Origin of the sequence: Pseudomonas sp. St386, assembly GCF_018325865.1 — a bacterium.
Taxonomy (GTDB): Bacteria; Pseudomonadota; Gammaproteobacteria; order Pseudomonadales; family Pseudomonadaceae; genus Aquipseudomonas; species Aquipseudomonas brassicacearum.
In genome coordinates this window covers 549,538-572,944 of sequence record NZ_AP021900.1, presented here as the reverse complement: position 1 = coordinate 572,944, position 23,407 = coordinate 549,538, and the positions used below count along the sequence as shown (strand labels likewise).

22 protein-coding genes and 1 pseudogene are annotated in these 23,407 nt (G+C 63.1%); 18 read left to right on the top strand and 5 right to left on the bottom strand.

Going from position 1 to position 23,407, the window contains the following annotated elements; all coding sequences use genetic code 11:
• The first annotated feature begins 14 nt into the window (after positions 1-14).
• Positions 15-3,377 (top strand): mechanosensitive channel MscK, encoded by a 3,363-nt coding sequence (mscK, locus tag KI235_RS02510; RefSeq protein WP_003197066.1) that lies wholly within the window; start codon positions 15-17, stop codon positions 3,375-3,377.
• A gap of 36 nt (positions 3,378-3,413) precedes the next feature.
• Complete coding sequence (selO, locus tag KI235_RS02505) at positions 3,414-4,877, top strand: protein adenylyltransferase SelO (RefSeq protein WP_212795476.1); 1,464 nt, start codon at positions 3,414-3,416, stop codon at positions 4,875-4,877.
• Positions 4,878-5,319: 442 nt separating this feature from the next.
• Here the strand turns inward: selO and KI235_RS02500 are convergent, their stop codons facing one another.
• The 4 genes from KI235_RS02500 to KI235_RS02485 form a co-directional block, all read right to left on the bottom strand.
• The gene (locus KI235_RS02500) at positions 5,320-5,721 is read right to left on the bottom strand and encodes a transcriptional regulator (protein WP_003197061.1); all 402 of its coding nucleotides are present in this window, start codon (positions 5,719-5,721) and stop codon (positions 5,320-5,322) included.
• The gene (locus KI235_RS02495) at positions 5,718-6,014 is read right to left on the bottom strand and encodes a type II toxin-antitoxin system HigB family toxin (RefSeq protein WP_003197059.1); all 297 of its coding nucleotides are present in this window, start codon (positions 6,012-6,014) and stop codon (positions 5,718-5,720) included. Before KI235_RS02495 ends, KI235_RS02500 begins: the two co-directional genes overlap by 4 nt.
• Positions 6,015-6,179: 165 nt before the next feature.
• Positions 6,180-6,458 (bottom strand): hypothetical protein, encoded by a 279-nt coding sequence (locus KI235_RS02490; protein ID WP_003197057.1) that lies wholly within the window; start codon positions 6,456-6,458, stop codon positions 6,180-6,182.
• 251 nt (positions 6,459-6,709) lie between these two features.
• The gene (locus tag KI235_RS02485; protein WP_193384111.1) at positions 6,710-7,615 is read right to left on the bottom strand and encodes a LysR family transcriptional regulator; all 906 of its coding nucleotides are present in this window, start codon (positions 7,613-7,615) and stop codon (positions 6,710-6,712) included.
• Positions 7,616-7,821: 206 nt separating this feature from the next.
• On the opposite strand from KI235_RS02485, the gene ycaC reads away from it, so the two are divergent.
• Together ycaC and trxC are read left to right on the top strand one after the other, a co-directional pair.
• Complete coding sequence (gene ycaC / locus KI235_RS02480) at positions 7,822-8,448, top strand: isochorismate family cysteine hydrolase YcaC (RefSeq protein WP_003197053.1); 627 nt, start codon at positions 7,822-7,824, stop codon at positions 8,446-8,448.
• A 108-nt stretch (positions 8,449-8,556) separates the two neighbouring features.
• Positions 8,557-8,979 carry a thioredoxin TrxC gene (gene trxC / locus KI235_RS02475; protein ID WP_003197051.1) on the top strand — a complete coding sequence of 141 codons (423 nt, stop codon included), beginning with the start codon at positions 8,557-8,559 and terminating at the stop codon, positions 8,977-8,979.
• Between the two features lie 149 nt (positions 8,980-9,128).
• Here the strand turns inward: trxC and KI235_RS02470 are convergent, their stop codons facing one another.
• On the bottom strand, positions 9,129-9,899 hold the full coding sequence (locus KI235_RS02470; RefSeq protein WP_003197050.1) for a ParA family protein: 771 nt from the start codon (positions 9,897-9,899) through the stop codon (positions 9,129-9,131).
• Between the two features lie 355 nt (positions 9,900-10,254).
• On the opposite strand from KI235_RS02470, the gene KI235_RS02465 reads away from it, so the two are divergent.
• From KI235_RS02465 to KI235_RS02400, 14 genes and pseudogenes are all read left to right on the top strand, one after another.
• Positions 10,255-10,980, top strand: a complete 726-nt coding sequence (locus tag KI235_RS02465; RefSeq protein WP_027911932.1) for a beta-ketoacyl synthase chain length factor — start codon at positions 10,255-10,257, stop codon at positions 10,978-10,980.
• Complete coding sequence (locus KI235_RS02460; RefSeq protein ID WP_003197044.1) at positions 10,956-11,765, top strand: lysophospholipid acyltransferase family protein; 810 nt, start codon at positions 10,956-10,958, stop codon at positions 11,763-11,765. Before KI235_RS02465 ends, KI235_RS02460 begins: the two co-directional genes overlap by 25 nt.
• Entirely contained in the window at positions 11,746-12,003 is a 258-nt protein-coding gene (locus KI235_RS02455) for a phosphopantetheine-binding protein (protein WP_003197042.1), read from the top strand. Before KI235_RS02460 ends, KI235_RS02455 begins: the two co-directional genes overlap by 20 nt.
• Positions 12,004-12,012: 9 nt before the next feature.
• Positions 12,013-12,267, top strand: a complete 255-nt coding sequence (locus KI235_RS02450) for an acyl carrier protein (protein ID WP_003197040.1) — start codon at positions 12,013-12,015, stop codon at positions 12,265-12,267.
• Positions 12,264-12,809 carry a hypothetical protein gene (locus KI235_RS02445; RefSeq protein WP_003197038.1) on the top strand — a complete coding sequence of 182 codons (546 nt, stop codon included), beginning with the start codon at positions 12,264-12,266 and terminating at the stop codon, positions 12,807-12,809. Before KI235_RS02450 ends, KI235_RS02445 begins: the two co-directional genes overlap by 4 nt.
• Entirely contained in the window at positions 12,806-14,491 is a 1,686-nt protein-coding gene (locus KI235_RS02440; RefSeq protein WP_212795475.1) for an AMP-binding protein, read from the top strand. Before KI235_RS02445 ends, KI235_RS02440 begins: the two co-directional genes overlap by 4 nt.
• Entirely contained in the window at positions 14,484-15,218 is a 735-nt protein-coding gene (locus KI235_RS02435) for a glycosyltransferase family 2 protein (RefSeq protein ID WP_003197035.1), read from the top strand. Before KI235_RS02440 ends, KI235_RS02435 begins: the two co-directional genes overlap by 8 nt.
• A pseudogene (locus tag KI235_RS02430) lies at positions 15,215-16,158 on the top strand (glycosyl transferase). Before KI235_RS02435 ends, KI235_RS02430 begins: the two are co-directional and overlap by 4 nt.
• On the top strand, positions 16,139-17,683 hold the full coding sequence (locus KI235_RS02425) for an aromatic amino acid ammonia-lyase (protein ID WP_038859600.1): 1,545 nt from the start codon (positions 16,139-16,141) through the stop codon (positions 17,681-17,683). The pseudogene KI235_RS02430 and the gene KI235_RS02425 overlap by 20 nt, the downstream one beginning before the upstream one ends.
• Entirely contained in the window at positions 17,676-18,101 is a 426-nt protein-coding gene (locus tag KI235_RS02420; protein ID WP_212795474.1) for an acyl-CoA thioesterase, read from the top strand. Before KI235_RS02425 ends, KI235_RS02420 begins: the two co-directional genes overlap by 8 nt.
• Positions 18,098-18,691: an outer membrane lipoprotein carrier protein LolA gene (locus tag KI235_RS02415; RefSeq protein WP_212795473.1), complete on the top strand. Its 594-nt coding sequence runs from the start codon at positions 18,098-18,100 to the stop codon at positions 18,689-18,691. Before KI235_RS02420 ends, KI235_RS02415 begins: the two co-directional genes overlap by 4 nt.
• A complete protein-coding gene (locus tag KI235_RS02410; protein WP_038859601.1) occupies positions 18,675-21,014 on the top strand; it encodes a membrane protein in 2,340 nt (779 codons plus the stop codon). The genes KI235_RS02415 and KI235_RS02410 overlap by 17 nt, the downstream gene beginning before the upstream one ends.
• A complete protein-coding gene (locus tag KI235_RS02405; RefSeq protein ID WP_212795472.1) occupies positions 21,011-22,168 on the top strand; it encodes a sodium:proton antiporter in 1,158 nt (385 codons plus the stop codon). The genes KI235_RS02410 and KI235_RS02405 overlap by 4 nt, the downstream gene beginning before the upstream one ends.
• Positions 22,155-23,402, top strand: a complete 1,248-nt coding sequence (locus KI235_RS02400; protein ID WP_060613206.1) for an NAD(P)/FAD-dependent oxidoreductase — start codon at positions 22,155-22,157, stop codon at positions 23,400-23,402. The genes KI235_RS02405 and KI235_RS02400 overlap by 14 nt, the downstream gene beginning before the upstream one ends.
• The last annotated feature ends 5 nt before the right edge of the window (positions 23,403-23,407 follow it).

The window sequence follows — 23,407 nt, the reverse complement described above, 5'->3', positions numbered from 1 at the left end:
CTCGACCGGTCTTTATGCCTACCCTGCGCTCCTTTTTCGCCATCGCCCTGCTGGGCCTGAGTCTCTCCGTCTGCACACTGCAAGCCGCTGACCTTCCCGCCAGCGCTTCAGTGCAGTCCAGCCTGGACAAAATCGCCGACCGCAAACTGCCGGAAGCCGAGCAGAAAGCCCTGCAGGCGATCTTGCAGAACACGCTGACCCAGCTCAGCAACAAGGCCGACTACGAACAGAAGCTGCAGGCGCTCAAACAGCAACTGGCCACTGCGCCCAAGCAGAACATCGAGAACCAGCGCGAACTGGCGCGGCTCAAGGGCACCACGGTGGTGCCGGTGGCGCAACGCTACGCCAACCTGCCAATTCCCCAGCTCGAGCAAATGCTCACGGATCGCTCCACCCAGCAGGGTGACCTGCAAAAAGCCCTGGCTGACGCCAACAGTCTGATCATCACCGCCCAGACCCGCCCCGAGCGGGCCCAGGCGGAAATCTCCAACAGCCAGACCCGCATCCAGCAGATCAACGCCATCCTCAAGGCCGGCCGAGACGCTGGCAAAACCCTGAGCGCCGAGCAGCGCGACCAGCTCAACGCCGAGCTGGCGGCGCTCAATGCGCTGATTCCGCTGCGCCGCCAGGAGCTGGCCGGCAACAGCCAACTGCAGGACCTGGGCAACGGTCAGCACGATTTGCTGATGGAAAAAATCGCCCGCACGGAGCAGGAAATCCAGGACCTGCAAAACCTGATCAACCAGAAGCGCCTGGCCCAGTCCCAGGAAACGGTGACCCAGCAATCCATCGAAGCCCAGAAGGCCGGCGGCAGCAGCCTGCTGGCAACCGAAAGCGCGGCCAACCTGAAGCTCTCCGACTACCTGCTCAAGAGCACCGACCGCCTCAACGAGGTCACCCAGCAGAACCTGCAGACCAAGCAACTGTTGGACAGCGTCACCCAGACCGACGCCGCCCTGGACGAGCAGATCAGCGTGCTCAAGGGCAGCCTGCTGCTCTCCAAGATCCTCTACAAGCAACGCCAGACCCTGCCGCGCCTGAAGCTGGACCAGAACCTGGCCGACCAGATCGCCGACATCCGCCTGTACCAGTTCGAAGTCAGCCAACAGCGCGAGCTGCTGAACAATCCCAGCGCCTATGTCGACAGCCTGCTGGCCTCCCAGCCGTCGGAGCAAGCCACACCGCAACTGCGCAAGACCTTGCTGGAACTGGCTCTGACCCGCGTCGACCTGCTGGAACGCCTGAACCGCGAATTGAGCGCAGTGCTCAACGAATCCATCACCCTGCAGCTCAACCAGAAACAACTGCTCAGCACCGCGCAAAACCTGCGCGAGACCCTTGAAGAGCAGATGTTCTGGATCCCCAGCAACAAACCATTGGATTTCGACTGGATGCGCGGCGTGCCGCTGCGCCTGGAGAAACAGATCGACTCACTGCCCTGGGCTTCGAGCCTCAGTGAGCTGGCCGATGGCCTGACCCAACGGCCGTTGCTGTTCCTGCCCCTGGCGCTGCTGATCGGTGCGTTGCTGTGGCGGCGCAAGAGTCTCTATGCCCGACTGAACAAGGTTCACCAGGACGTTGGCCACTTCAAGCGCGACAGCCAATGGCACACGCCCCAGGCGATCCTGATCAATATTCTCCTGGCGATGCCGTTGGCGTTGGCGCTGGCCCTGTGCGGCTACGCCCTGCAGATCGACGCTCGTGGCCAGAACGCCAACCTCGGCGCGGCGCTGCTGCAGATCGGCCAAGCCTGGCTGGTGTTCTACACGGCCTATCGAGTACTGGCCCCCGGCGGCGTGGCCGAATTGCATTTCCGCTGGGAGAAACCCCAGGTCGAATTCCTCCAGGGCTGGATCCGCCGCCTCGGGCTGGTGGTGCTGGCGCTGGTAGCCGTGGTGGCCGTGGCCGAACTGCAACCCTCGGCCCTGGCCGACGACGTGCTGGGCATGCCGGTGGTGCTGACCTGCTACGCGTTGATGGCGTGGTTGCTCAGCCGCCTGCTGCTGAGCAGCCCTACACACAAGAACACCTCGCTGTTCCGCAAGGCGGTCGGGGTGCTGTTCACCGCCCTGCCGATCGCGCTGTTCGTGGCGGTGTGCTTCGGCTACTACTACACCGCGCTGAAGCTCAGCGACCGGTTGATCAACACCCTGTACCTGCTGATGTTCTGGCTGGTGATCGAGGCCACCTTCGTCCGCGGCCTGTCGGTCGCGGCGCGGCGCCTGGCCTACCAGCGTGCCCTGGCCAAGCGCCAGGCCGCCAAGGAGGCCGGCGACGGCGAAGCGGTGGTCGAGGAACCGACCCTCGACATCGAAAAGGTCAACGAGCAGTCCCTGCGCCTGATTCGCCTGGCGCTGCTGGGCGGTTTCATCGCCGCGCTGTACTGGGTCTGGTCGGACCTGATCAGCGTGTTCTCGTACCTGGACAACATCACCCTCTACGAATACACCAGCGGCACTGGCGCGAACATGAGCATGGTGCCCATCAGCATCGGTGACATGCTCGGGGCGCTGATCATCATCGGCATCACCTTCGCCCTGGCGCGCAACCTGCCGGGCCTGCTGGAAGTGTTCGTGCTGTCGAAACTGAACCTGGCCCAGGGCAGTGCCTATGCCACCACCACGCTGCTGTCCTATGTGATCGCCGGCGTCGGTTTCGTCACCACCCTGTCCACCCTGGGCGTGAGCTGGGACAAACTGCAATGGCTGGTGGCCGCGCTGTCGGTGGGCCTGGGCTTCGGCATGCAGGAGATCTTCGCCAACTTCATCTCCGGCATCATGATCCTGTTCGAGCGTCCGGTGCGCATCGGCGATACCATCACCATCGGCAACCTGTCGGGCACGGTCAGCAAGATCCGCATTCGGGCGACCACCATCACCGACTTCGACCGCAAGGACATCATCGTCCCGAACAAGACCTTCATCACCGGGCAACTGATCAACTGGTCGCTGACCGACACCGTCACCCGGGTAACCCTGAAACTGGGCGTGGACTACGGTTCGGACCTGGACCGGGTGCGCGAATTGCTGCTCAAGGCCGCCCGCGAGAACCCACGTGTGCTGAAGGAACCGGAACCGATCGTGTACTTTCTCAACTTCGGTGAAAGTACCCTGGACCATGAGCTGCGCATGCACGTGCGCGACCTCGGCGACCGCAACCCGGTATTGGACGAGATCAACCGGTTCATCAACCGTGAGTTCAAGAAGGAGCACATCAACATCTCCTTCCGGCAGATGGAAATCTATCTGAAGAATCTGCAAGGCCAGGAATACAAACTGGTGCCCGCCGAGCCTGATAAGAAGACCCTCACGCCCGTGCCCTCGACCGTAGCCAACATCAAACCGGTGCCCGAGCCGCCGCAAGACACACTCGACTGATGCGCGCTGCCTGAGGGCGGCGCGCCGGAGACGGCCATGAAAACGCTGGAAACCTTGACCTTCGATAACCGCTTCGCCCGCCTGGGCGACGGTTTATCGACCCACGTGCTGCCCGAGCCCATCGACAATCCGCGACTGGTCGTCGCCAGCCCGGCCGCCATGGCGCTGCTGGACCTGGACCCGGTGGAAGCCGAGGCACCGCTGTTTGCCGAGATCTTTGGCGGCCACAAGCTCTGGGCCGAAAACGAGCCCCGGGCGATGGTGTATTCGGGGCATCAGTTCGGTCACTACAACCCGCAACTGGGCGATGGCCGCGGGCTGCTGCTGGGCGAGGTGTACAACGAGGCCGGCGAACACTGGGACCTGCACCTCAAGGGCGCCGGCCAGACGCCGTTCTCACGGATGGGCGACGGGCGCGCGGTGTTGCGCTCCTCAATTCGCGAATTCCTCGCCTCCGAAGCCCTGCACGCCCTGGGCATCCCCACCACCCGCGCCTTGTGCGTGATCGGCTCCGACACCCCGGTGTGGCGCGAAAAGCAGGAGCGCGCCGCCATGGTGCTGCGCCTGGCACCCAGCCACGTACGCTTCGGGCATTTCGAATATTTCTACTACACCAAGAAACCCGAGCTGCATGCGGCCCTCGCCGAGCACGTGTTGAACCTGCACTTTGCCGAGTGCCGTGAACAACCGGAGCCGTACCTGGCGATGTTCCGCGAGATCGTCGAGCGCAACGCCGAGCTGATTGCCAAATGGCAGGCTTACGGTTTCTGCCACGGCGTGATGAACACCGACAACATGTCGATCCTGGGCATCACCTTCGACTTCGGGCCGTTCGCCTTCCTCGACGACTTCGACGCCAACTTCATCTGCAACCACTCCGATGACCAGGGCCGCTACTCGTTCAGCAACCAGGTGCCCATCGGCCAGTGGAACCTCAGCGCCCTGGCCCAGGCCTTGACGCCGTTCATCAGCGTCGAAGCCCTGCGTGAGACCCTTGGCCTGTACTTGCCGCTATACCAGGCCCACTACCTGGACCTGATGCGCCGCCGCCTCGGCCTGACCCGCGCCGAGGAGGATGACCAGAAACTGCTGGAGCGCCTGCTGCAATTGATGCAGAACAGCGGCGTCGACTACAGCCTGTTCTTCCGCCGGCTGGGCGACCAAGCCCCCGAGCAAGCCATCGCCACCCTGCGCGATGACTTCGTCGACCTCAAGGGATTCGATGCCTGGGGCGAGCTTTACATCGCCCGCGTCAACCGCGACGGCGCTGTCGAGCAAGACCAGCGCCGCGCCCGGATGCACGCGGTGAACCCGCTGTATGTGCTGCGCAACTACCTGGCGCAGAAAGCCATCGACGCCGCCGAATCCGGCGACTACGAAGAAGTCCGCCGCCTGCACACAGTGCTGAGCAAGCCGTTCGAGGAACAACCGGGCATGGACAGCTACGCGCAACGTCCGCCGGAGTGGGGCAAGCATCTGGAGATCAGTTGCTCGTCGTAACCCTTGCCGCCAAACACATGACCCTGTGACGAGGGAGCTTGCTCCCGCTGGGCAGCGTTGTAGGAGCTGTCGAGTGCAACGAGGCTGCGATCTTTCCCCAGACACTTGAATCCCAAGCGAAAGATCAAAAGATCGCTGCCTTCGGCAGCTCCTACAGAGCCGAGCGGGAGCAGGCTCTCATGGAACAAATTGCAACCATGTGATTTTTAAGGCTGAAAACACATATTGATCGTTCCCACGCTCCTGCGTGGGAATGTCGCCAGGGACGCTCCGCGTTCCGCTTCTGGGGTGTGACGCAGAGCGTCACGGGATGCATTCCCACGCAGAGCGTGGGAACGATCAAAAACAGATACCTCGTGGATGTCGCTCTAGTTCCCTGCGCGACAGCGCAGCGTCGAAGACGCGGCGGCCACTCCCTCGCCACAGTTAGCGCGCCAAGCCATCAAATAAAGGTCTCAACCGATACGCCGAAGCGCTCCGCCAACCAGCGGATCTGCCTTAAATTGAGCTGGCGCTTGCCGCTCAATATCTCCGATACCACCGACTGGGCGCCTATGCCCGGCAAATCGCTCTGGCTCAAACCGTGTTCGCGCATCAGATAACGAAGCGCCTCAACACCAGTGGCCTTGGGCATCGGCCGGTGTTGATGATCCCAGGCCTCGATCCATTCACCGATGATGTCCACCAGGCTCATCAGCGGATGGGCTTCTTCTTCGCCAACCAACTCCAACAATTCATCGAGCGCTGCAACCAACCGGTCGTAATCCTCTTCGCTCCTGGGCTTACGCAGCAGGGGCGACACAAACTCCCAATGGGCGGCGACTTGTTCGATCAGTGCACTCATCCCTTTTCCTCCTTCCACTTGCCTCTGTCGTATTCCCGATGGTCAAGCACGCATTTGATATACAGACGCTGCGCTCGGTATCGAATCACCGCAATCAGCCGCAACTTGTTTCCACCGATGTCAAACACATGCAGCGGACCGACCTTATCGGTTGCCGGAAATATGGATTTCATCGCCGCGAAATCAGCCGGACTATTGCGCTTGATCAGCCGATACCATTGATCCAACGCATTCGCTGAATGTGGCCATTTATCCTTGGCCTCCCAAATGCGTTTCTCAGTGATCACATGCATGCAACGTCCTTATCGCATTTTGCTATGGGGAAGTTAAACACAAATCTGGCGCATCGCAAATTGCGATAGCGCCAGTTAGACAAATGGTTAGCTCTTGCTGGTTTCCAGCCTAGTCGCCAAAAGCTTTAGGCCTCGGTAAGAAATGTGAGCAGATATGAGTCCTGCTCATCCAACCTTATCGTTCCCCTGCTCAGGCGTCTCGATCCCCGGCTCTGCCTCTTCACCCCCCTTCTCCTTGGGTTTGGCCGCTGGCTTTTCCTCGGGATAGCCGGGCATGCCGCGGGCGTCTTCAGGGGTCAGTTCGTCCCGGTCGTGGCGACGATCGATGGCATAAGAAGGGGCGGCGTTGGGGTCTTCGTCGCGACCGGCGGTGCCGAGGACGAAGCCGTCGTCGTTGGGGTTGTCCACTGCCTGGGGAGTGGCTGGGTCTTGAGGATGGCTCATGGGACCTCCTGAGTCTGCAAACAGATACGTGGTGTCTTTTTGAGGCCGTGACACCTTTTCAGTGCGGCGCACCTGATGAATGGCAGCCTTGGATAACTTTGGCGAACCCCGGAAGGAAGGTCGGTGAACAGCCTGTGGGAGCTGAGCTTGCTCGCGATGAAGGCACCCTCGACCTACCGGAAGACCGCGTTATCGTTCATCGCGAGCAAGCTCAGCTCCCACAGAAGCACGCTCACTCAAGGGAGTCTGCCCTACGCCATATCACTCTGACTGAATTCCTCGGCCAGAAAATCAATCAGCGTACGCACCGACGGCAGCAACCCGCGTCGTGAAGCAAAGATCGCATGGACGATCCCGCACTTGGGTGTCCAGCCCGGCACCAGCTCCACCAGCCGGCCGGCCGCTATGTCTTCGCGGACCACCACGGTGGGCAGATGGGCAATGCCAATGCCGGCCAGCACGGCGTGACGCAGGGCGAGCAGGTCGTCGGTGACCATGCGCGGTTCATGGCGGATCAGCGCACGGGTGCCGTCCGGGCCGAACAATTCCCACTGGTATTCACGCTGCGCCGCGCCCCAATGCACGCTGGGCAAGCCGTTGAGGTCTGCCGGGGAAGCCGGTGAAGACAAGCGCTCCAGGTAAGCCGGACTGCCCACCAGGCACTGGGTACTGTTGCTCAGCACTTTCATGACCATGTCGGTGTTTTCCAGCGGCGGAAAGCGTACCCGCAAGGCGATATCGAACCCTTCATGGATCAGGTCCACCCGGCGGTTGGTGCTCTCGATGAACAACTCCACCCGCGGATACTTGAGCATATAGCGGGTCAGCATCGGCCCGACCCAACTGTTGAGCAGTGCCGTCGGGCAACTGATGCGCACCAGCCCTTGGGGCTCGGAGCGATTGCGCTCGATCACTTCCGCTGCACTCTCGGCTTCGACCCGCATCGCCAGGCAGCGCTGGTAATAGGCCTGGCCGATCTCCGTCAATGTGCAGTGGCGGCTGGTGCGATGGAGCAAGCGTACCCCGAGCCGATCTTCCAACTGGGCGATACGCCGGCTGAGCTTGGACTTTGGCATGTCCAGCGCCCGGCCCGCAGCGGCGAACCCACGGTGCTCGACCACCTGGGTGAAGTAGTAAAGCGTGTTGAGGTCTTCGATGATCGTTCTCCAAATAGAACGCTAAGGCGGATTTTTGCAGTCTAGCGCATCAAAGGTGCCAGTTTTAATCTACACCCTTCGAAACGCAACACGGGTTGAAGCCGGGGCGCTTCGACCGGATGAGTCACCGAACATCGCTACACCGACATTGAAAACCTTAACCACGCCGACACCTTCGGCAACCAAAACTTAATGAGGACTACGCCATGACCACTTCCTACAACCGTCTCGACAAAGATAACGCCGCCGTCCTGCTGGTGGACCATCAAGCCGGCCTGCTGTCCCTGGTGCGCGACATCGACCCGGACCGTTTCAAGAACAACGTGCTGGCCCTGGCCGATCTGGCGAAGTACTTCCAGCTGCCGACCATCCTCACCACCAGCTTCGAAACCGGCCCCAACGGCCCGTTGATGCCCGAGCTCAAGAGCCTGTTCCCGGACGCGCCGTACATCGCTCGCCCCGGCCAGATCAACGCCTGGGACAACGAAGATTTCGTCAAGGCCATCAAGGCCACCGGCAAGAAGCAACTGATCATCGCTGGTGTGGTTACTGAAGTCTGCGTGGCCTTCCCGGCACTGTCGGCCCTGGCCGAAGGTTTCGACGTGTTCGTGGTTACCGATGCGTCCGGCACGTTCAACGAACTGACCCGTCAATCGGCCTGGGACCGCATGTCGTCCTCGGGCGCTCAGTTGATGACCTGGTTCGGCCTGGCTTGTGAACTGCACCGCGACTGGCGCAACGACGTGGAAGGGCTGGCGACGTTGTTCTCCAACCACATCCCGGACTACCGCAACCTGATGACCAGCTACAACACGCTGACCAACGCCAAATAACAGCCACACCGATTTACCCCTGTGGGAGCGAGCTCGCTCCCACAAGTTTTTGTGGTGGTTTCTATATAGTGTTCAATCTGTACCCATGATTTTCTGGAGACTGACCTGATGCTGATCCCCTGCCCCCATTGCAACGGGCTCAATCGCATACCCGCCGAACGCCTGGGCGACCAGCCCAAGTGCGGGCGCTGCAAGGCCCAGGTGTTATTGAGCAAACCGTTCGAACTCAAGCAAGGCGACTACGCCAGCCAGATCAAAGGCGACCTGCCATTGCTGGTGGATGTATGGGCCGATTGGTGTGGGCCGTGCAAGTCCTTCGCGCCCGTGTTCGAACAAGCCGCTACGCAGCTGTCGGGCAAATGCCGCTTGGCCAAGCTCGACAGCGAGGCCAACCAGCAATTATCGGCGCAGCTGGGAATCCGCTCGATTCCCAGCCTGATCCTGTTCAAGAACGGCCGGGAAGTGGCGCGCCAGAGTGGGGCGCTGCCGTTGCCGCAGTTGATGGCTTGGTTGCGCAGCCAGGGGATTTGAATCAAATCGCTCATGCGGGAGCGGGCTTTGTGGGAGCAAAGCTTGCTCGCGATCCAGGCGCTGCGGTCCTCAAGAGACCGCGGCGTTTTCATCGCGGGCAAGCCTTGCTCCCACACAGTTGCTCCCACATTGGTTTTACACAGGCCAGATCAGGCGCTTTCCAGCAGGCTATGCAGCTCCATGAACTGCAAGGTCAGCTTGTGCCGTGGGTCGAGGTGGATCAGCGGCAGGCTGGCCTGGTGGGATTCGCGCATGCGCACCGAACTGCTCAGGTACACCGGCAATACCGGCAGCCCTTCGGCGATCAGTTCGTCGAGAATCTGCTGCGGCAGGCTGGCCCGGGCCTGGAACTGGTTGACCACGATGCCTTCGACTTCCAGGCCTTCGTTATGGTCGTCCTTGAGCTCTTCGATTTCCGCCAGCAGGCCATACAGCGCCTGCCTGGAGAAGCTGTCGCAGTCGAAGGGGATCAGTACCCGATCGGCGGCGATCAATGCTGAAACCGCATAGAAATTCAGTGCGGGCGGGGTGTCCAGGTAAATCCGGTCGTAATCTTCCTCCAGCTCTTCAAGCAGTTTGCGCAGCTTGTTGATCTTGTGCTTGGCCTCAAGCTTGGGCTGCAGATCCGTCAGCTCCGCCGTGGCGGTGATCACGTGCAGGTTGTCGAACGGCGTTTCGTAGATATCCACCTTGTTCTTTTTCGAGAACGGCCCGGACGACAGGGTTTGCTTGAAGAAGTCGGCAATGCCCATGGGAATGTCATCGCCGGTCAAACCAGTCAGGTATTGAGTGGAGTTGGCCTGGGCATCCAGGTCCACCAACAGCGTGCGATAGCCTTCGCTGGCGCTCACTGCCGCCAGATTGCAGGCGATACTGGATTTGCCCACGCCACCTTTCTGATTGAACACCACACGCCGCATGTCAAAACCTCCGTGTATCAAAGATTCCCGAGTGTAGTAGGCAGCGACACCGCTTAGCTACCTTCTGCGTAGAAGGACTACAAGCAACAGTGGCTTTTCCAACGATTCAGGCGTCAATTCGTCCAGACCGTGACAGAAACAACCGACAGACAGGCTCATGATGATCGCGACAATGGTCCAAGCCTGGCCTTGAGCGGACCAACTCGTACATTTCGTTGGGCAAAATGTAACCAATATTTGCTACAAGCCAGTCGCACCGGGATAATGCGCGCCACTTGGGTCTCAAGACCATGCAGGGATGGACGCGGGTCAAGCCACTGAACCGTGACAATAAAAGCCCGCAGGGGTGGGATGAATTTTTGTGATCAATTTCAATATCGCCCAATGGCGCGCATGGGCCCCTGGGCTCGAAAGCGTGGACGATTGGCAGGCATGGAGCCGACAGCCGGTCGTATTGCCGGCCAGCGATGCCGCCCCTGACGTTTCGTTCCTGCCGGCCATGCAGCGCCGGCGCCTCAGCCGCCTGGCGCGGATGGCCTTCAGTGTTGGCTGGCCGCTGGCCGAGGGCCGGCCGGACCTACCGTTGGTCTTTATTTCCCGCCACGGCGAAACCCCGCGCACTTTTGAGATTCTCAAGGACCTGGCAGCCGACCAGCCTTTGTCGCCGACCCAATTCAGTCTGTCGGTGCACAACGCGGTGATTGGCCTGTGGTCGATCATGCGCGGCGAAACCAGCGAAATGACCGCCCTGGCCGCCACTGGCGATGGCCTGGAACACGGCGTGCTGGAGGCCGTCGCGCTGTTGAACGAAGGGTCGCCTGCGGTGCTGCTGGTGATCACCGAAGAACAACCTCCGCAAGTCTATGCACCGTGGGTCGATGACGTGCCGTTTCCCTATGCCATGGGCCTGCTGCTGACCCCGGGCGATGACTGGCAACTGGACCTGTGCGCGCAGGCCGGCCAATCGCCGGGCAGCGACTGGCCCCATGCCCTGGATCTATTGCGTACGCTGCTGGACGACAAAACCACCTGCCAACATGCCTGGAAGAATCGTGTATGGACCTGGCAACGCAACCGGTGACCGGGAAACATCGCGACGCCTATTACTGGCGCCTGATCGCGACCGCTGCAAGCTTCGCCCTGTTCGGGCTGGGCGGGCTGTGCCTGCGTTTGCTGGTGTTCCCGCTGCTGGCCTGGTGGCCCGGTGATGCCCAGGCCCACCGCCAAAGGGCCCGCCGCACGGTTGGGCGGTTGTTCTGGTTCTTTATCCGGTTCATGGCCCGCACCGGCGTGCTCACCTACAAAATCGATGGCGCCGAACGACTCGGGCGCCCCGGGCAGATGATCATTGCCAACCACCCGTCGCTGATCGACGTGGTGTTCCTGATCGGGCTGGTGCGCGACGCCAACTGCGTGGTCAAGCAAAGCCTCTGGGACAACCCCTTTACCCGGGGCCCGTTGCATTCGACCCAATACATCAGCAACGACGGCAGCATGGACATGCTCGATGCCGCCAGCGACGCCCTGCAAGAGGGCCAGACGCTGATCGTCTTCCCCGAAGGGACGCGCACCCAGCCAGGCCAGGTGCCGGCCTTTCATCGGGGGGCGGCGGCCATCGCCCTGCGGGGTGCGAAAATCCTCACACCCGTCACGATCAAGGTCTGCCCCACGACCCTGACCAAGGCTGAACCCTGGTATCGCATCCCCCAGCGCCGCGTGCACTTCAGTTTTCACGTCGGGGCCGATATAGACCCACAGGCGTTCGCCGCGCTCGGCCCGCCACCCCAGGCTTCGCGCAGGCTCAACGATTTTCTGCATCACTATTACATCAAGGAGCTCGCCGAAGATGAGCGATCTGCACCGTGACATCAAACAGCTGATCATCGAAGCGCTCGGCCTGGAAGACATTGAAGTCGACGACATCGGCGACCATCAGACCCTGTTCGGCGAAGGCTTGGGCCTGGACTCTGTGGATGCCCTGGAACTAGGCCTGGCGATCCAGAAGAAGTACGGCATCAAGATAGACGCCGACGCCAAGGACACCCGTAACCATTTCAGCAATGTGGCAAGCCTTGCGGCCTTCGTCACTGCAAAACGCCCCTGAGACCGGATCATGCAAACTCGTGACGATATTTTCCACACCCTGCGCGATGCTCTGGTCGAGCTTTTCGAGCTGGACCCTGAGCGTGTGACGCTGGAATCGAATCTGTACCAGGACCTGGAAATCGACAGCATCGACGCGGTCGACCTGATCGACCACATCAAGCGCCAGACCGGCAAGAAAATCGCCGCCGAAGAATTCAAGTCGGTGCGCACCGTCAATGACGTGGTCGAGGCAGTTTATCGACTGGTTCAACCGGCCGCATGACCCGGCTGATTGGCCTCGGCTTGCTGCTGGCGGGCCTGCTCTACCCCTTTGCGGTGTATTTCGGCATGGAGCACTTCGCCCCGTGGCAGTTCGGGCTGCTGCTGGGTAGCCTGTGGCTGGCCCGGGCGTTGCTTGGCAAGGGTGGGGCCGGCAGCCGCTGGATGGCGGCCACGGCAATCGTGTTTTGTATATTGCTCGCGCTGTTCGACAGCCCGCTCCTGCTGCGCTGGTACCCGGTGCTGATCAGCGCGTTCATGTTCGGGCTGTTCGTGCTGAGCCTGAAATACGGCCCGCCGATGATCGAACGCCTGGCCCGCCTGCGCGAACCGCAGCTGCCGGCCAAGGCGGTGGTGTATACGCGCCAGGTCACGGTGGCCTGGAGTGTGTTTTTCCTATGTAACGGTTTGCTCGCCGCCGCCCTGACCCTCTGGGCGCCGCTGAGCTGGTGGATGTTGTACACCGGCCTGATTTCCTACGGATTGATGGGGCTGCTGTTTGCCATTGAATGGCTCATACGACAACGGGTAAGAGGCCGCCCATGAATTGGATAACACTTGAGCAGATGCTGCTCAAGGCTCAGCCGGAACGCGCCGTTGCGGTCGATCCGGCGCTGAATCACTCGCAACTGCGGGACGCGGCGTTGCGCCTGGCGGCTGGCCTGCAAGCTCGGGGCGTGCGGCATGTGGCGGTGCACCTGGAAGATGCCGCCGACCTCGCCGTCGCCCTGCTCGGTGCCTGGCGCGCCGGGGTCCGAGTCCTGCTTCCGGCCGACCTGCAAGCGCAGACACGCCAGCGCTGGGCGGCGGACGTGGACCTGTGGCTGACCGACCAGCCCGGCGATACACATCCCGGCAACTTGCAACAGGCGCCGATGGACGCCGCCGAACTGGACCTCGATCACTGCTGGCTGAGCCTGTGCACCTCCGGCTCCAGCGGCGAACCCAAGCGCATAGAGAAAACCCTGCGCCAGTTAAGCAACGAGGTCCAGGCCCTGGAACACCTGTGGGGCGCCGACCTGGGCCCGGCCTGCATGATCGGCAGCGTTGCTACCCAGCACATCTACGGGTTGCTGTTCCGGGTGCTGTGGCCGCTGTGCGCCGGGCGTGCGTTCGTGCGTCGGCAATTGGCCTTCCCGGAAGACCTGCAACGCGCCAGCCGCGAGCAACCGACCTTCGCCTGGGTCGCCAGCCCGGCACTGCTCAAGCGCATGGGCGACAACCTCGATTGGCCGGCCTTGAGCTGCATGCGCCGGGTGTTCTCCTCTGGCGGCGCCTTGCCCCCCGAGGCAGCGCAAAGCTTGCAGCAGCGCCTGGGGCAATGGCCGACGGAAATTTTCGGCAGTTCGGAAACCGGCGGCATCGCCTGGCGCCAGGGCAGCGGATTGTGGCAACCCTTTGCCGACGTCGAACTGAGCCAGGACAGCGACGGCGCCTTGCTGATCGCCTCGCCCTATCTGCCGGCCGGGCATGTGGAACACACCGCCGACGCGGCACGAATCGCCGAAGATGGGCGCTTTGAGTTGCTCGGGCGACTGGACCGTATCGTCAAGCTCGAAGAAAAACGCATCTCCCTGCCGATGCTCGAACAAGCGCTGGTGGCCCACGACTGGGTCAGCGAAGCGCGGCTGGGGGTGGTGCAGGAGAACCGCGCCTCCCTCGGCGCACTGCTGGTGCTGAGCGACGCCGGCCTGCGAGCCTTGCGCAACCAGGGCCGGCGCGCCGTTACCGAAGGCCTGCGCCGGCACCTGAGCGAACATTGCGAAACCCTCGCCCTGCCACGGCGCTGGCGCTGGTTGCGGCAGTTGCCGCTCAACCCCCAGGGCAAGCTGCCCCAGGCCGAAGTCGAGGCGCTGCTGATGGCGCCACGGCCCAAGGTTCCCGAAGTGTTGGAACACGTCGAAACCGACGGTGAGTGGAGCCTGCAACTGGTCGTGCCGCCAGACCTGGCGTACTTCAGCGGCCACTTCCCCACCGCGCCGGTACTGCCGGGCGTGGTGCAGGTCGATTGGGCCTTGAGCCTGGGCCGTCAATTGCTGGACCTGCCGCCCCGGTTTGTCGGCATGGAAGTGCTGAAATTCCAGCAACTGGTGCGCCCCGGCGATGAAATCCAACTGCACCTGCGCTTCGACCGCGAGCGCGGCAAGCTGTACTTCGCCTACCGCAATGACACGGCGGCCTGCTCCAGCGGGCGGATTGTGCTGGGGGAAAGGGATGAGCATGCATAACCCCTGCGCCGTCATACCGGTCTACAACCATGAAACCGCCATCTCGACGGTGGTCCAGGCGTTGCTCGCCAACGGCCTGCCCTGCGTGCTGGTGGATGACGCCAGCAGCCCGGCGTGTGCCGCCGTGCTCGATCGGCTGGCCGAGGGCGAGCGGGTTCATCTGGTCAGGCTGGCGGTCAACCAGGGCAAGGGCGGCGCGGTAATGACCGGCCTGCGCGAGGCTTCGCGCCTGGGTTTCAGCCACGCCTTGCAGGTGGACGCCGACGGGCAGCACGATCTAGGCGACGTGAAAGTCTTCATCGAACAATCCCGTGCCCACCCGGACGCGGTGATCTGTGGTTATCCGCGCTACGACGCCAGCGTGCCGAAAGGTCGCCTGTACGCGCGCTACCTGACCCACGTGATGGTCTGGATCAACAGCCTGTCCTTGCAAATCCGCGACTCCATGTGCGGCTTTCGGGTCTATCCGCTGGCACCGACCCTGGCGCTGATCGACTCGGCCAATATCGGCAAGCGCATGGATTTCGATTCGGACATCCTCGTGCGCCTGGCCTGGCGCAATCAGCCGATGCACTGGCTGCACACGCGGGTCCACTACCCCCAGGACGGGGTCTCGCACTTTCGCCTGTTCCACGACAACGTGCTGATTTCCAGCATGCACACCCGGTTGTTCTTCGGCATGCTCGTGCGCTTTCCCCTGATTCTCTGGCGACGGTGGCGGGCATGAGCCTTCAGCAAGACAAGCAACATTGGGCCGACCGCCAGGAGCGCGGCAGTTTCTGGCTGATGAAACTCACCGCAGTCGCCGCCAAGGTGCTCGGCCGGCGCTTGCTGACCCCGGTGCTGTACGGCATCGTCCTGTACTTCTTCATTTTCGGCCGCAGCGCGCGCCAGGCGGCCTGGCAATATCAGCAGCGCCTGGCCGACTGGAGCGCACGTCCCGAGCTGCGCCCGACCCGCTGGCGGGTGTTCGGGCAGTTCATGGCCTTTGCCGACTCCCTGCTGGACAAGCTCGACGTCTGGAACGGCAAGCTGAGCATCGACCAGATCGAAATCGTCGATAAGGCGCTGCTGCGCAATCACTTGCGAGACACCCGCGGGCAAATGCTGGTGGGCGCGCACCTGGGCAACCTGGAAATGTGCCGGGCCCTGGCCGAGCTAGGCGAGAAAGTGACCATGAACGTGCTGGTGCACACCAAGCACGCCGAGCAGTTCAACCGTTTGCTGGGCGAAGCCGGTGCCACGCATCTGCGGCTGATCCAGGTCAGCGAGCTGGACCCGGTGATCATGTTGCAGTTGAGCGAACGCCTGGAGCGCGGCGAGTGGCTGGCAATTGCCGGCGACCGCGTACCGCTGCACGGCGGGCGCAGCGTGACCGTGGACTTCATGGGCCACCCGGCCGCCTTTCCCCAGGGCCCCTGGCTACTGGCCGGCCTGCTGAAATGCCCGGTCAACCTGCTGATGTGCCTCAAGCACGAGGGGCGCTATCGCGTCACCCTCGAACCTTTCGCCGATGCCGTGGTGTGGAAACGCAACGACCGCGAGCAAGTGATCGCCCACTGGGCTGGCCGCTATGCCGAGCGTCTGGCGCAATACTGCCTCCAGGCCCCCAACAGTGGTTCAACTTTTACCCTTTCTGGAAGACCGATGACGATGCCCACTCTTGAGCCGGTAACCTTCGGCGAACGCCCCTTGCGCATCGAAGATGTGCTGGCCCTGGCCAACCGTCAGGCACCGACGCAGTTGCAGGATGACCCGGCGTTCCGCCAGCGCATCGCCAAGGGTGCGCAATTCCTCGATTCCTTGCTGGACAAGGAAGGCGTTATCTACGGCGTGACCACCGGTTACGGCGACTCCTGCGTGGTGGCCGTGCCGTTGCACCACGTCGAGGCCCTGCCGCGTCACCTGTACACGTTCCACGGCTGCGGCCTGGGCAAGCTGCTCGACGCCCAGGCCACCCGTGCGGTGCTGGCGGCGCGTCTGCAGTCGCTGTGCCACGGCGTGTCGGGGGTGCGGGTGGAACTGCTGGAACGCCTGCAGGCCTTTCTCGAACACGACATCCTGCCGCTGATTCCGGAAGAAGGCTCGGTGGGCGCCAGCGGTGACCTGACGCCGCTGTCCTACGTTGCCGCAACGCTGTCGGGCGAGCGGGAAGTGATGTTCCGTGGCGAACGGCGCCTGGCCGCCGATGTGCACCGCGAACTGGGCTGGACCCCGCTGGTGCTGCGGCCCAAGGAGGCCCTGGCGCTGATGAACGGCACCGCCGTGATGACCGGCCTGGCCTGCCTGGCCTTCGCCCGCGCCGACTACCTGCTGCAACTGGCGACGCGCATCACCGCGCTGAACGTCGTCGCCCTGCAAGGCAACCCGGAACACTTCGACGAACGCCTGTTCGCCGCCAAGCCGCACCCGGGGCAGATGCAAGTCGCCGCGTGGCTGCGCAAGGACCTGGCGATCGACGCTCCAACCGCGCCGCTGCATCGCCTGCAGGACCGCTATTCCCTGCGCTGCGCGCCCCATGTGCTTGGGGTATTGGCCGACAGCCTGGGCTGGCTGCGCGCGTTCATCGAAACCGAACTCAACAGTGCCAACGACAACCCGATCATCGACGCCGAAGCCGAGCGCGTGCTGCACGGCGGGCATTTCTACGGTGGGCATATCGCCTTCGCCATGGACAGCCTGAAGAACCTGGTGGCCAACGTCGCCGACTTGCTGGACCGCCAGCTCGCGCTGCTGGTGGACGAGCGCTACAACCATGGCCTGCCAAGCAACCTGTCCGGCGCCAGCGCCGACCGGGCGATGCTCAACCATGGCTTCAAGGCCGTGCAGATCGGCACCAGTGCCTGGACCGCCGAAGCCCTGAAAAACACCATGCCGGCCAGCGTGTTCTCGCGTTCCACCGAGTGCCACAACCAGGACAAGGTGAGCATGGGCACCATCGCCGCCCGCGACGCCATCCGCGTACTGGAGCTGACCGAACAAGTCGCCGCCGCCACCTTGCTGGCCGCCAACCAGGGCGTGTGGCTGCGCAGCCGTGCCGAAGACGCCCGCCCACTGCCACCGGCCCTGGCCGCCATGCACGAGCAACTGGCCGAGGATTTCCCGCCAGTGATCGAGGACCGCGCCTTGGAAGGTGAACTGCGCCTGTGCCTGCAACGCATCGCCAACCAACACTGGAGGCTGCATGCGTAACCAAGGTGTCTTGCACGTCGACACGCACATCGTGGTGCCATTTTTCGATGTCGATTCGATGAACGTGGTCTGGCACGGCCACTACGTCAAATACCTGGAAGTGGCCCGCTGCGCCTTGCTCGACCTGATCGGCCACAACTACAACGACATGCTCGAATCCGGCCACGCATGGCCGATCATCGACCTGCAACTGCGCTACGTGCGCAGCGCCATGTTCGGCCAGGCCCTGACCGTGCGCGCCAGCCTGGTGGAGTGGGAAAACCGGCTGAAGATCAATTACCTGATCAGCGACGCAACCACCGGCGACCGCTTGACCCGTGCCAGTTCGGTGCAAGTGGCCGTGGACCTCGCCAGTCGCGAAATGCTGCTGGCCTCGCCCCGGGTCTTTGTCGAAGCCGTGGAAAGGAAACTGCCATGAAGCGCCTGTCAGCCTGGCTGTTGCTGTGCTGCCTGGCACCCGTGGCCCAGGCGTTCGACTTGCAACAGTTGAGCGACCAACTGGCCCGCCCGGAAGTGATCCACGGGCAGTTCATCCAGGAAAAACACCTGCGCGCCCTGCCCCAGCCCCTCACCAGCAAGGGACGCTTCGTGCTGGCGAAAAACCACGGGCTGCTGTGGCTGCTGCAAACCCCGCTGCAACAGGACTACCGCATCACCGCCCAGGGCATCGCCCGGCGAGACGGTAACGCCTGGCAGATGCTGCCGAACAAGAGCGCCGGCGCCGAGCAGAACCGCTTGTTCCTGGCGGTATTGCAAGGAGACAGCACAGGCCTGCAACGGGATTTCGAACTGAGCCTGTCGGGCGAGCCGCAACAATGGAAGCTCACCCTGACCCCGCGGTCGGTGCTGCTCAAACAGGTTTTCAACCAGATCAACATCGACGGCGGCGAACTGGTGCAGCGCATCGAACTGCTGGAAACCCAAGGCGACAGTACCGTGCTGCGCATGCAGGACAGCAACAGCACACAACCCTTGAGCGAAGCGGAGCAACATGATTTTGCCGAGTGAACGGATGCTGCCCCGGCTGTTCCTGATCCTGCTGCTGGCAGTGCTCGCGCTCGCCGGTTGGCAATGGCGTAACGGCGCGCCGCTGTCGGCCAATCTCATGGAGCTGGTGCCGGGCACGTCGCCCGATGCCCTGGAGCTCATCGCCGAACAACGCATGCAGGAGCCGCTCAACCGCGAAGTGCTGGTGCTGGTCGGTCACACCGATCGCCAGCAAGCCATCGCCCTGGCGCAAACCCTCGGCGAGCAATGGCAGGCCAGCGGTCTGTTCGACAAGGTGCAATGGACGTTGCAGGCCGACTTGCCGGCGCTGCGCGCGCAATTGCTCAACGGGAGGCTGGCGATGCTCTCGGCGGCGGACCGGGAGCAATTGATCGAGCAGCCCCAGGCGTTCATCCAACAACGGGTGCAGGCTCTGTTCGATCCGTTCAGCGGCTTCAGCCTGGTGCCGAACCAGGACGACTGGCTGGGCCTGACCGGGCGCATCCAGAACAGCCAGCCACAGCGCGGCGCGATAAAGTTCGACATCGGCAGCGGTGCGTTGGTCGCCGATGCCGACGGTAAAAGCTGGGTGATGCTGCGGGCCCGCGCCCAGGGCAACGCCTTCGACATGAACCTGCCGCTGCAAGTGGCCGAGCTGCTGCAACGCAGCCGCGACCAGGCGAACCAGGCCCAAGGTCAACTGCTGGCGGCCAGCGGCCTGCTGTACGCCGCCAGCGGCCAGCAACAGGCGTCCCGGGAAATCACCTGGGTCGGCGGTGGCGCGACCGTCGGCATCTTGCTGCTGCTGTTGCTGGCCTTCCGGCGCCTGCGCGTATGGCTGGCGTTCGTGCCGGTGCTGGTGGGCGTGCTGTTTGGCGCGGTGGCCTGCGTGGCCTTGTTTGGCCGCATGCATGTCATGACCCTGGTCCTGGGTTCCAGCCTGATTGGCGTAGCCGTGGACTACCCGCTGCACTACCTGTCCAAGAGCTGGAGCCTGAAGCCCTGGCGCAGCTGGCCGGCCTTGCGCCTGACCCTGCCGGGGCTGAGCCTGAGCCTTGTGACCACCTGCATCGGCTACCTGGCCCTGGCCTGGACACCGTTCCCGGCCCTGACCCAGATCGCGATATTTTCCGCCGCCGGGCTGGTGGGCGCCTACCTGAGCGCCGTCTGCCTGCTGCCGGCGCTGCTCAAGGGCGCAGAGTTGCGCCCCGCCCAATGGCCGCTCCAGGTCTGCCAATACCTGCTCAAGGCCCGCGAAGCCCTGCTGAAACGGGTACGCACGCCGGTCCTGCTGATGTTGTTGCTGACGTTCTGCGCGGGTGGGCTCTGGCACCTGACCACGAAAAACGACATCCGCCAGTGGATCGGCACGCCCCAGCACCTTACCGACGAAGCCCGCGACATCGCGCGCATCACCGGTTTCCAGCCCACCAGTCAGTTCTTCCTGATCCGCGCCGACGATCAATCCCAACTGCTGGAGCGCCAGACCGCCCTCAACGAGCGGCTGGATCAGTTGATCGGCCTGGAAAAGCTCCAGGGCTACCTGTCGCTGAACCAACTGGTCAGTCCGCCCGCCGAACAGCAGAAAGTGCGTGAGGCCCTGGCCCGCTTGCCAGCCTTCTGGCAACCGCTGCTGGACCTGGGCGTCCCGGTCGCTGCGCTGCAAGCAGAGCTGGAGCAATTACAGGCCCTGCCAGTGACCGACATTGACGCCGCGCTGGTCGGTCCGTTGGCCGAGCCGTATCGCACACTCTGGCTCGGACCAACAGCGCAAGGCGTTGCGGCGGTGGTCAGCTTGCAAGGTTTGAACGATGCGACGCTGCTGCGGGTACAGGCGGTGGATCTGCCAGGCGTACAACTGGTGGATCGCCTGGGCGACCTGAACCGAGTCTTCGCCGCCACGCAGGTCAGCGCCGCCGAGTTGAAACTGGCCTCCTGCGTGCTGATTGTGCTGGTGCTGATCTGGCCGTTTGGTGTCGGCGGCGCCTTGCGCATCGTGGCATTGCCGTTGCTGGCCGCACTGTGCAGCCTGGCGAGCCTCGGCTGGCTGGGACAGCCACTGACCTTGTTCAGCCTGTTCGGCCTGTTGCTGGTGACGGCCATCGGCGTCGACTACGCGATCCTGATGCGCGAGCAGATCGGCGGTGCCGCCGTGAGCCTGCTGGGCACGTTCCTGGCGGCGGTCACCACCTGGCTGTCGTTCGGCCTGCTGGCGCTGTCCAGCACACCGGCGGTGAGCAACTTCGGCCTGGCGGTGAGCCTGGGGCTGGCCTTCAGCTTCATGTTGGCGCCGTGGGCGGGACATCAAGCCCACGCGGCGACGGTCGCGGAGCCCGCCCAATGATGACCCTGCTGTTCTGGCTCATGGCCCTGGGGCTGTTCGCAGTCGCCACACGCCTGGGCGCTCGCTTCGGGTTGATCCCGATTGTCAGCCAGTTGTTGCTGGCGACCTTCGGCCTGCCGCTGCTGATGTATTTCTGGATCGAACCGGGCTGGCAACTCAGCGGCGTACAACTGGTATCGCCGGTGTGGCTGAAGAACCTCTACAGCCTCGCGTTCGCGCTGTTGCTGGGGCACATCCTCAGCGACGTGATCGACCTGCGCCTGGACCGCCAGAGCGTGAAAATCGCCCTGCCAAGCTTCGTCGTTCCATTCGCCTGCGGTCTGGCGACAGCGTTCTGGCTGCTGCCGCCCCAGCCCTGGATCAGCTCCCTGGCGGTGGGACTGCTGTTTGCGATCACGGCGATCCCGGTGCTGTACCTGTACCTGCGTCACATCGACTACCCACCCGCCGCCACCCGGCGACTGGTGCAAACGGCGATCCTGATCGACCTGGCCTGCTGGAGCCTGTTCGGCCTGGCCCAGGGCAGCCTCCACCTGGGCAGCCTGCTGTTGCCGTTGGCCGGCGCCTGTGTGCCGTTGCTGTTGCGCCTGGTTGGCCTGCGCCAGCCATTGTTGTACAGCGGTGTGTTCTTTGCCCTGCTGGTGGTGGCCGAGCACTACCGGCTCAATGCACTGATCGTCGGCATTGGTTATCTGCTGTGCATGGCCGCGCTCAAAGTGCCCTTGAGGCTGCCGCTCAATATCGCCTGGATGCAGGGCTTGCAGACATACCTGGCGATCCCGCTGATCCTCACGTTCGGCATTGTGCAGATCGACGTGCACAGCGCCATGAGCAGCCTCGACTGGGTGCAATTGACGGCGTTGCTGCTGTTGCCCATTGCCAGCAAACTGCTGGGCAACTGGCTGGGCCTGGGTTGGGCCGCCGCGTCATTCGCCGGCGCCAGTCGCTGGCGCGAAAGTGTCCTGCTGAACATTCGCGGCTTGAGTGAAATCGTCTTCCTCAATCTGCTCTTGCAACAACAGCTCATCAGCCCCGCGTTGTACTTCACGCTGATGCTGATGGGACTGATCGCCACATTGCTGCCGGCCGTGACCGGTTTCCACCGTATTCCCTCGATTGCCGTCCCGGCCAGGAGCTCCAGTGCCAACAGTTGAAATGGAACGTCGACAGGTCGTCATCATCGGCGCAGGCCCTTCCGGCGCCATCGCAGCCTCGCTGCTCAAGCGCAAGGGCCACGATGTGCTGGTCATCGAGCGCCAGCATTTCCCCCGGTTCTCCATCGGTGAGAGCCTGTTGTCCCATTGCCTGGATTTCGTCGAAGAAGCCGGCATGCTCGACGCGGTGAATGCCGCCGGGTTCCAGCGCAAGAACGGCGCCGCATTTGCCTGGGGCGAGCGCTACAGCGCCTTCGATTTCGGCGATACCTTCAGCAATGGCAAACCCACGACCTTCCAGGTACAACGCGCCGACTTCGACAAGTTGCTGGCCGACCAGGCCGCCCTGCAAGGCGTGGAGATCCGCTACGGCCAAGCGATCACCAGCGCCGACTTCAGCCTCGCCAAGCCACGACTGGGCGTGCAGCGCGAAGATGGCAGCGAGTACTGCGTCGAGGCCGACTTCGTGCTCGATGCCAGCGGCTATGGCCGTGTCCTGCCGCGCCTGCTGGACCTTGAAGCACCGTCGAATTTCCCGGTGCGCCAGGCGGTGTTCACGCACATCGAAGATCGCATCGACGCCCCGGCGTTCGATCGAGAAAAGATCCTGATCACCACCCACCCGAGCAAACGCGACGTGTGGTTCTGGACCATTCCGTTCAGCGGCGGGCGCTGCTCGGTGGGCGTGGTCGCGGCGGCGGAACATTTCGCCGGCCGCACCGACGACCTCGATGCCTGCCTGCGCAGTTTCATCGATGAAACCCCAAGCCTGGCCGGCGTGCTGCAGAACGCCGTGTGGGATACCCCGGCGCGGACCATCGGCGGCTACTCGGCCAACGTCAAGACCCTGCACGGCCAAGGCTTCGCCCTGCTGGGCAACGCTGCGGAATTCCTCGACCCGGTGTTTTCCTCCGGCGTGACCATTGCCATGCGCTCGGCGAGCATGGCCGCCGCTGTGCTCCACCGGCAGTTGCAAGGTGAAAGCGTGGATTGGCAAAGCGAGTTCGCCGAGCCGCTCAAGCGCGGCGTCGACACCTTCCGCTGCTATGTCGAGGGCTGGTACGCCGGTACCTTCCAGGACGTGATTTTCTACACCGAAGGTTCGGACGACATCCGCCGCATGATCAGCTCGATCCTGGCAGGCTACGCCTGGGATCAGCGCAATCCGTTTGTCAGCGAACCCAAGCGGCGCCTGCGCATGCTCTCGGAAATCTGCGCGAGCCCGGCGCCATGAGTCAG

Coding starts and splice junctions, on each gene's coding strand:
- mscK (WP_003197066.1), top strand. CDS start 15: ATGCCTACCCTGCGCTCCTTTTTCGCCATCGCCCTGCTGGGCCTGAGT.
- selO (WP_212795476.1), top strand. CDS start 3,414: ATGAAAACGCTGGAAACCTTGACCTTCGATAACCGCTTCGCCCGCCTG.
- KI235_RS02500 (WP_003197061.1), bottom strand. CDS start 5,721: ATGAGTGCACTGATCGAACAAGTCGCCGCCCATTGGGAGTTTGTGTCG.
- KI235_RS02495 (WP_003197059.1), bottom strand. CDS start 6,014: ATGCATGTGATCACTGAGAAACGCATTTGGGAGGCCAAGGATAAATGG.
- KI235_RS02490 (WP_003197057.1), bottom strand. CDS start 6,458: ATGAGCCATCCTCAAGACCCAGCCACTCCCCAGGCAGTGGACAACCCC.
- ycaC (WP_003197053.1), top strand. CDS start 7,822: ATGACCACTTCCTACAACCGTCTCGACAAAGATAACGCCGCCGTCCTG.
- trxC (WP_003197051.1), top strand. CDS start 8,557: ATGCTGATCCCCTGCCCCCATTGCAACGGGCTCAATCGCATACCCGCC.
- KI235_RS02470 (WP_003197050.1), bottom strand. CDS start 9,899: ATGCGGCGTGTGGTGTTCAATCAGAAAGGTGGCGTGGGCAAATCCAGT.
- KI235_RS02460 (WP_003197044.1), top strand. CDS start 10,956: ATGGACCTGGCAACGCAACCGGTGACCGGGAAACATCGCGACGCCTAT.
- KI235_RS02455 (WP_003197042.1), top strand. CDS start 11,746: ATGAGCGATCTGCACCGTGACATCAAACAGCTGATCATCGAAGCGCTC.
- KI235_RS02450 (WP_003197040.1), top strand. CDS start 12,013: ATGCAAACTCGTGACGATATTTTCCACACCCTGCGCGATGCTCTGGTC.
- KI235_RS02445 (WP_003197038.1), top strand. CDS start 12,264: ATGACCCGGCTGATTGGCCTCGGCTTGCTGCTGGCGGGCCTGCTCTAC.
- KI235_RS02440 (WP_212795475.1), top strand. CDS start 12,806: ATGAATTGGATAACACTTGAGCAGATGCTGCTCAAGGCTCAGCCGGAA.
- KI235_RS02435 (WP_003197035.1), top strand. CDS start 14,484: ATGCATAACCCCTGCGCCGTCATACCGGTCTACAACCATGAAACCGCC.
- KI235_RS02425 (WP_038859600.1), top strand. CDS start 16,139: ATGACGATGCCCACTCTTGAGCCGGTAACCTTCGGCGAACGCCCCTTG.
- KI235_RS02420 (WP_212795474.1), top strand. CDS start 17,676: ATGCGTAACCAAGGTGTCTTGCACGTCGACACGCACATCGTGGTGCCA.
- KI235_RS02415 (WP_212795473.1), top strand. CDS start 18,098: ATGAAGCGCCTGTCAGCCTGGCTGTTGCTGTGCTGCCTGGCACCCGTG.
- KI235_RS02410 (WP_038859601.1), top strand. CDS start 18,675: ATGATTTTGCCGAGTGAACGGATGCTGCCCCGGCTGTTCCTGATCCTG.
- KI235_RS02405 (WP_212795472.1), top strand. CDS start 21,011: ATGATGACCCTGCTGTTCTGGCTCATGGCCCTGGGGCTGTTCGCAGTC.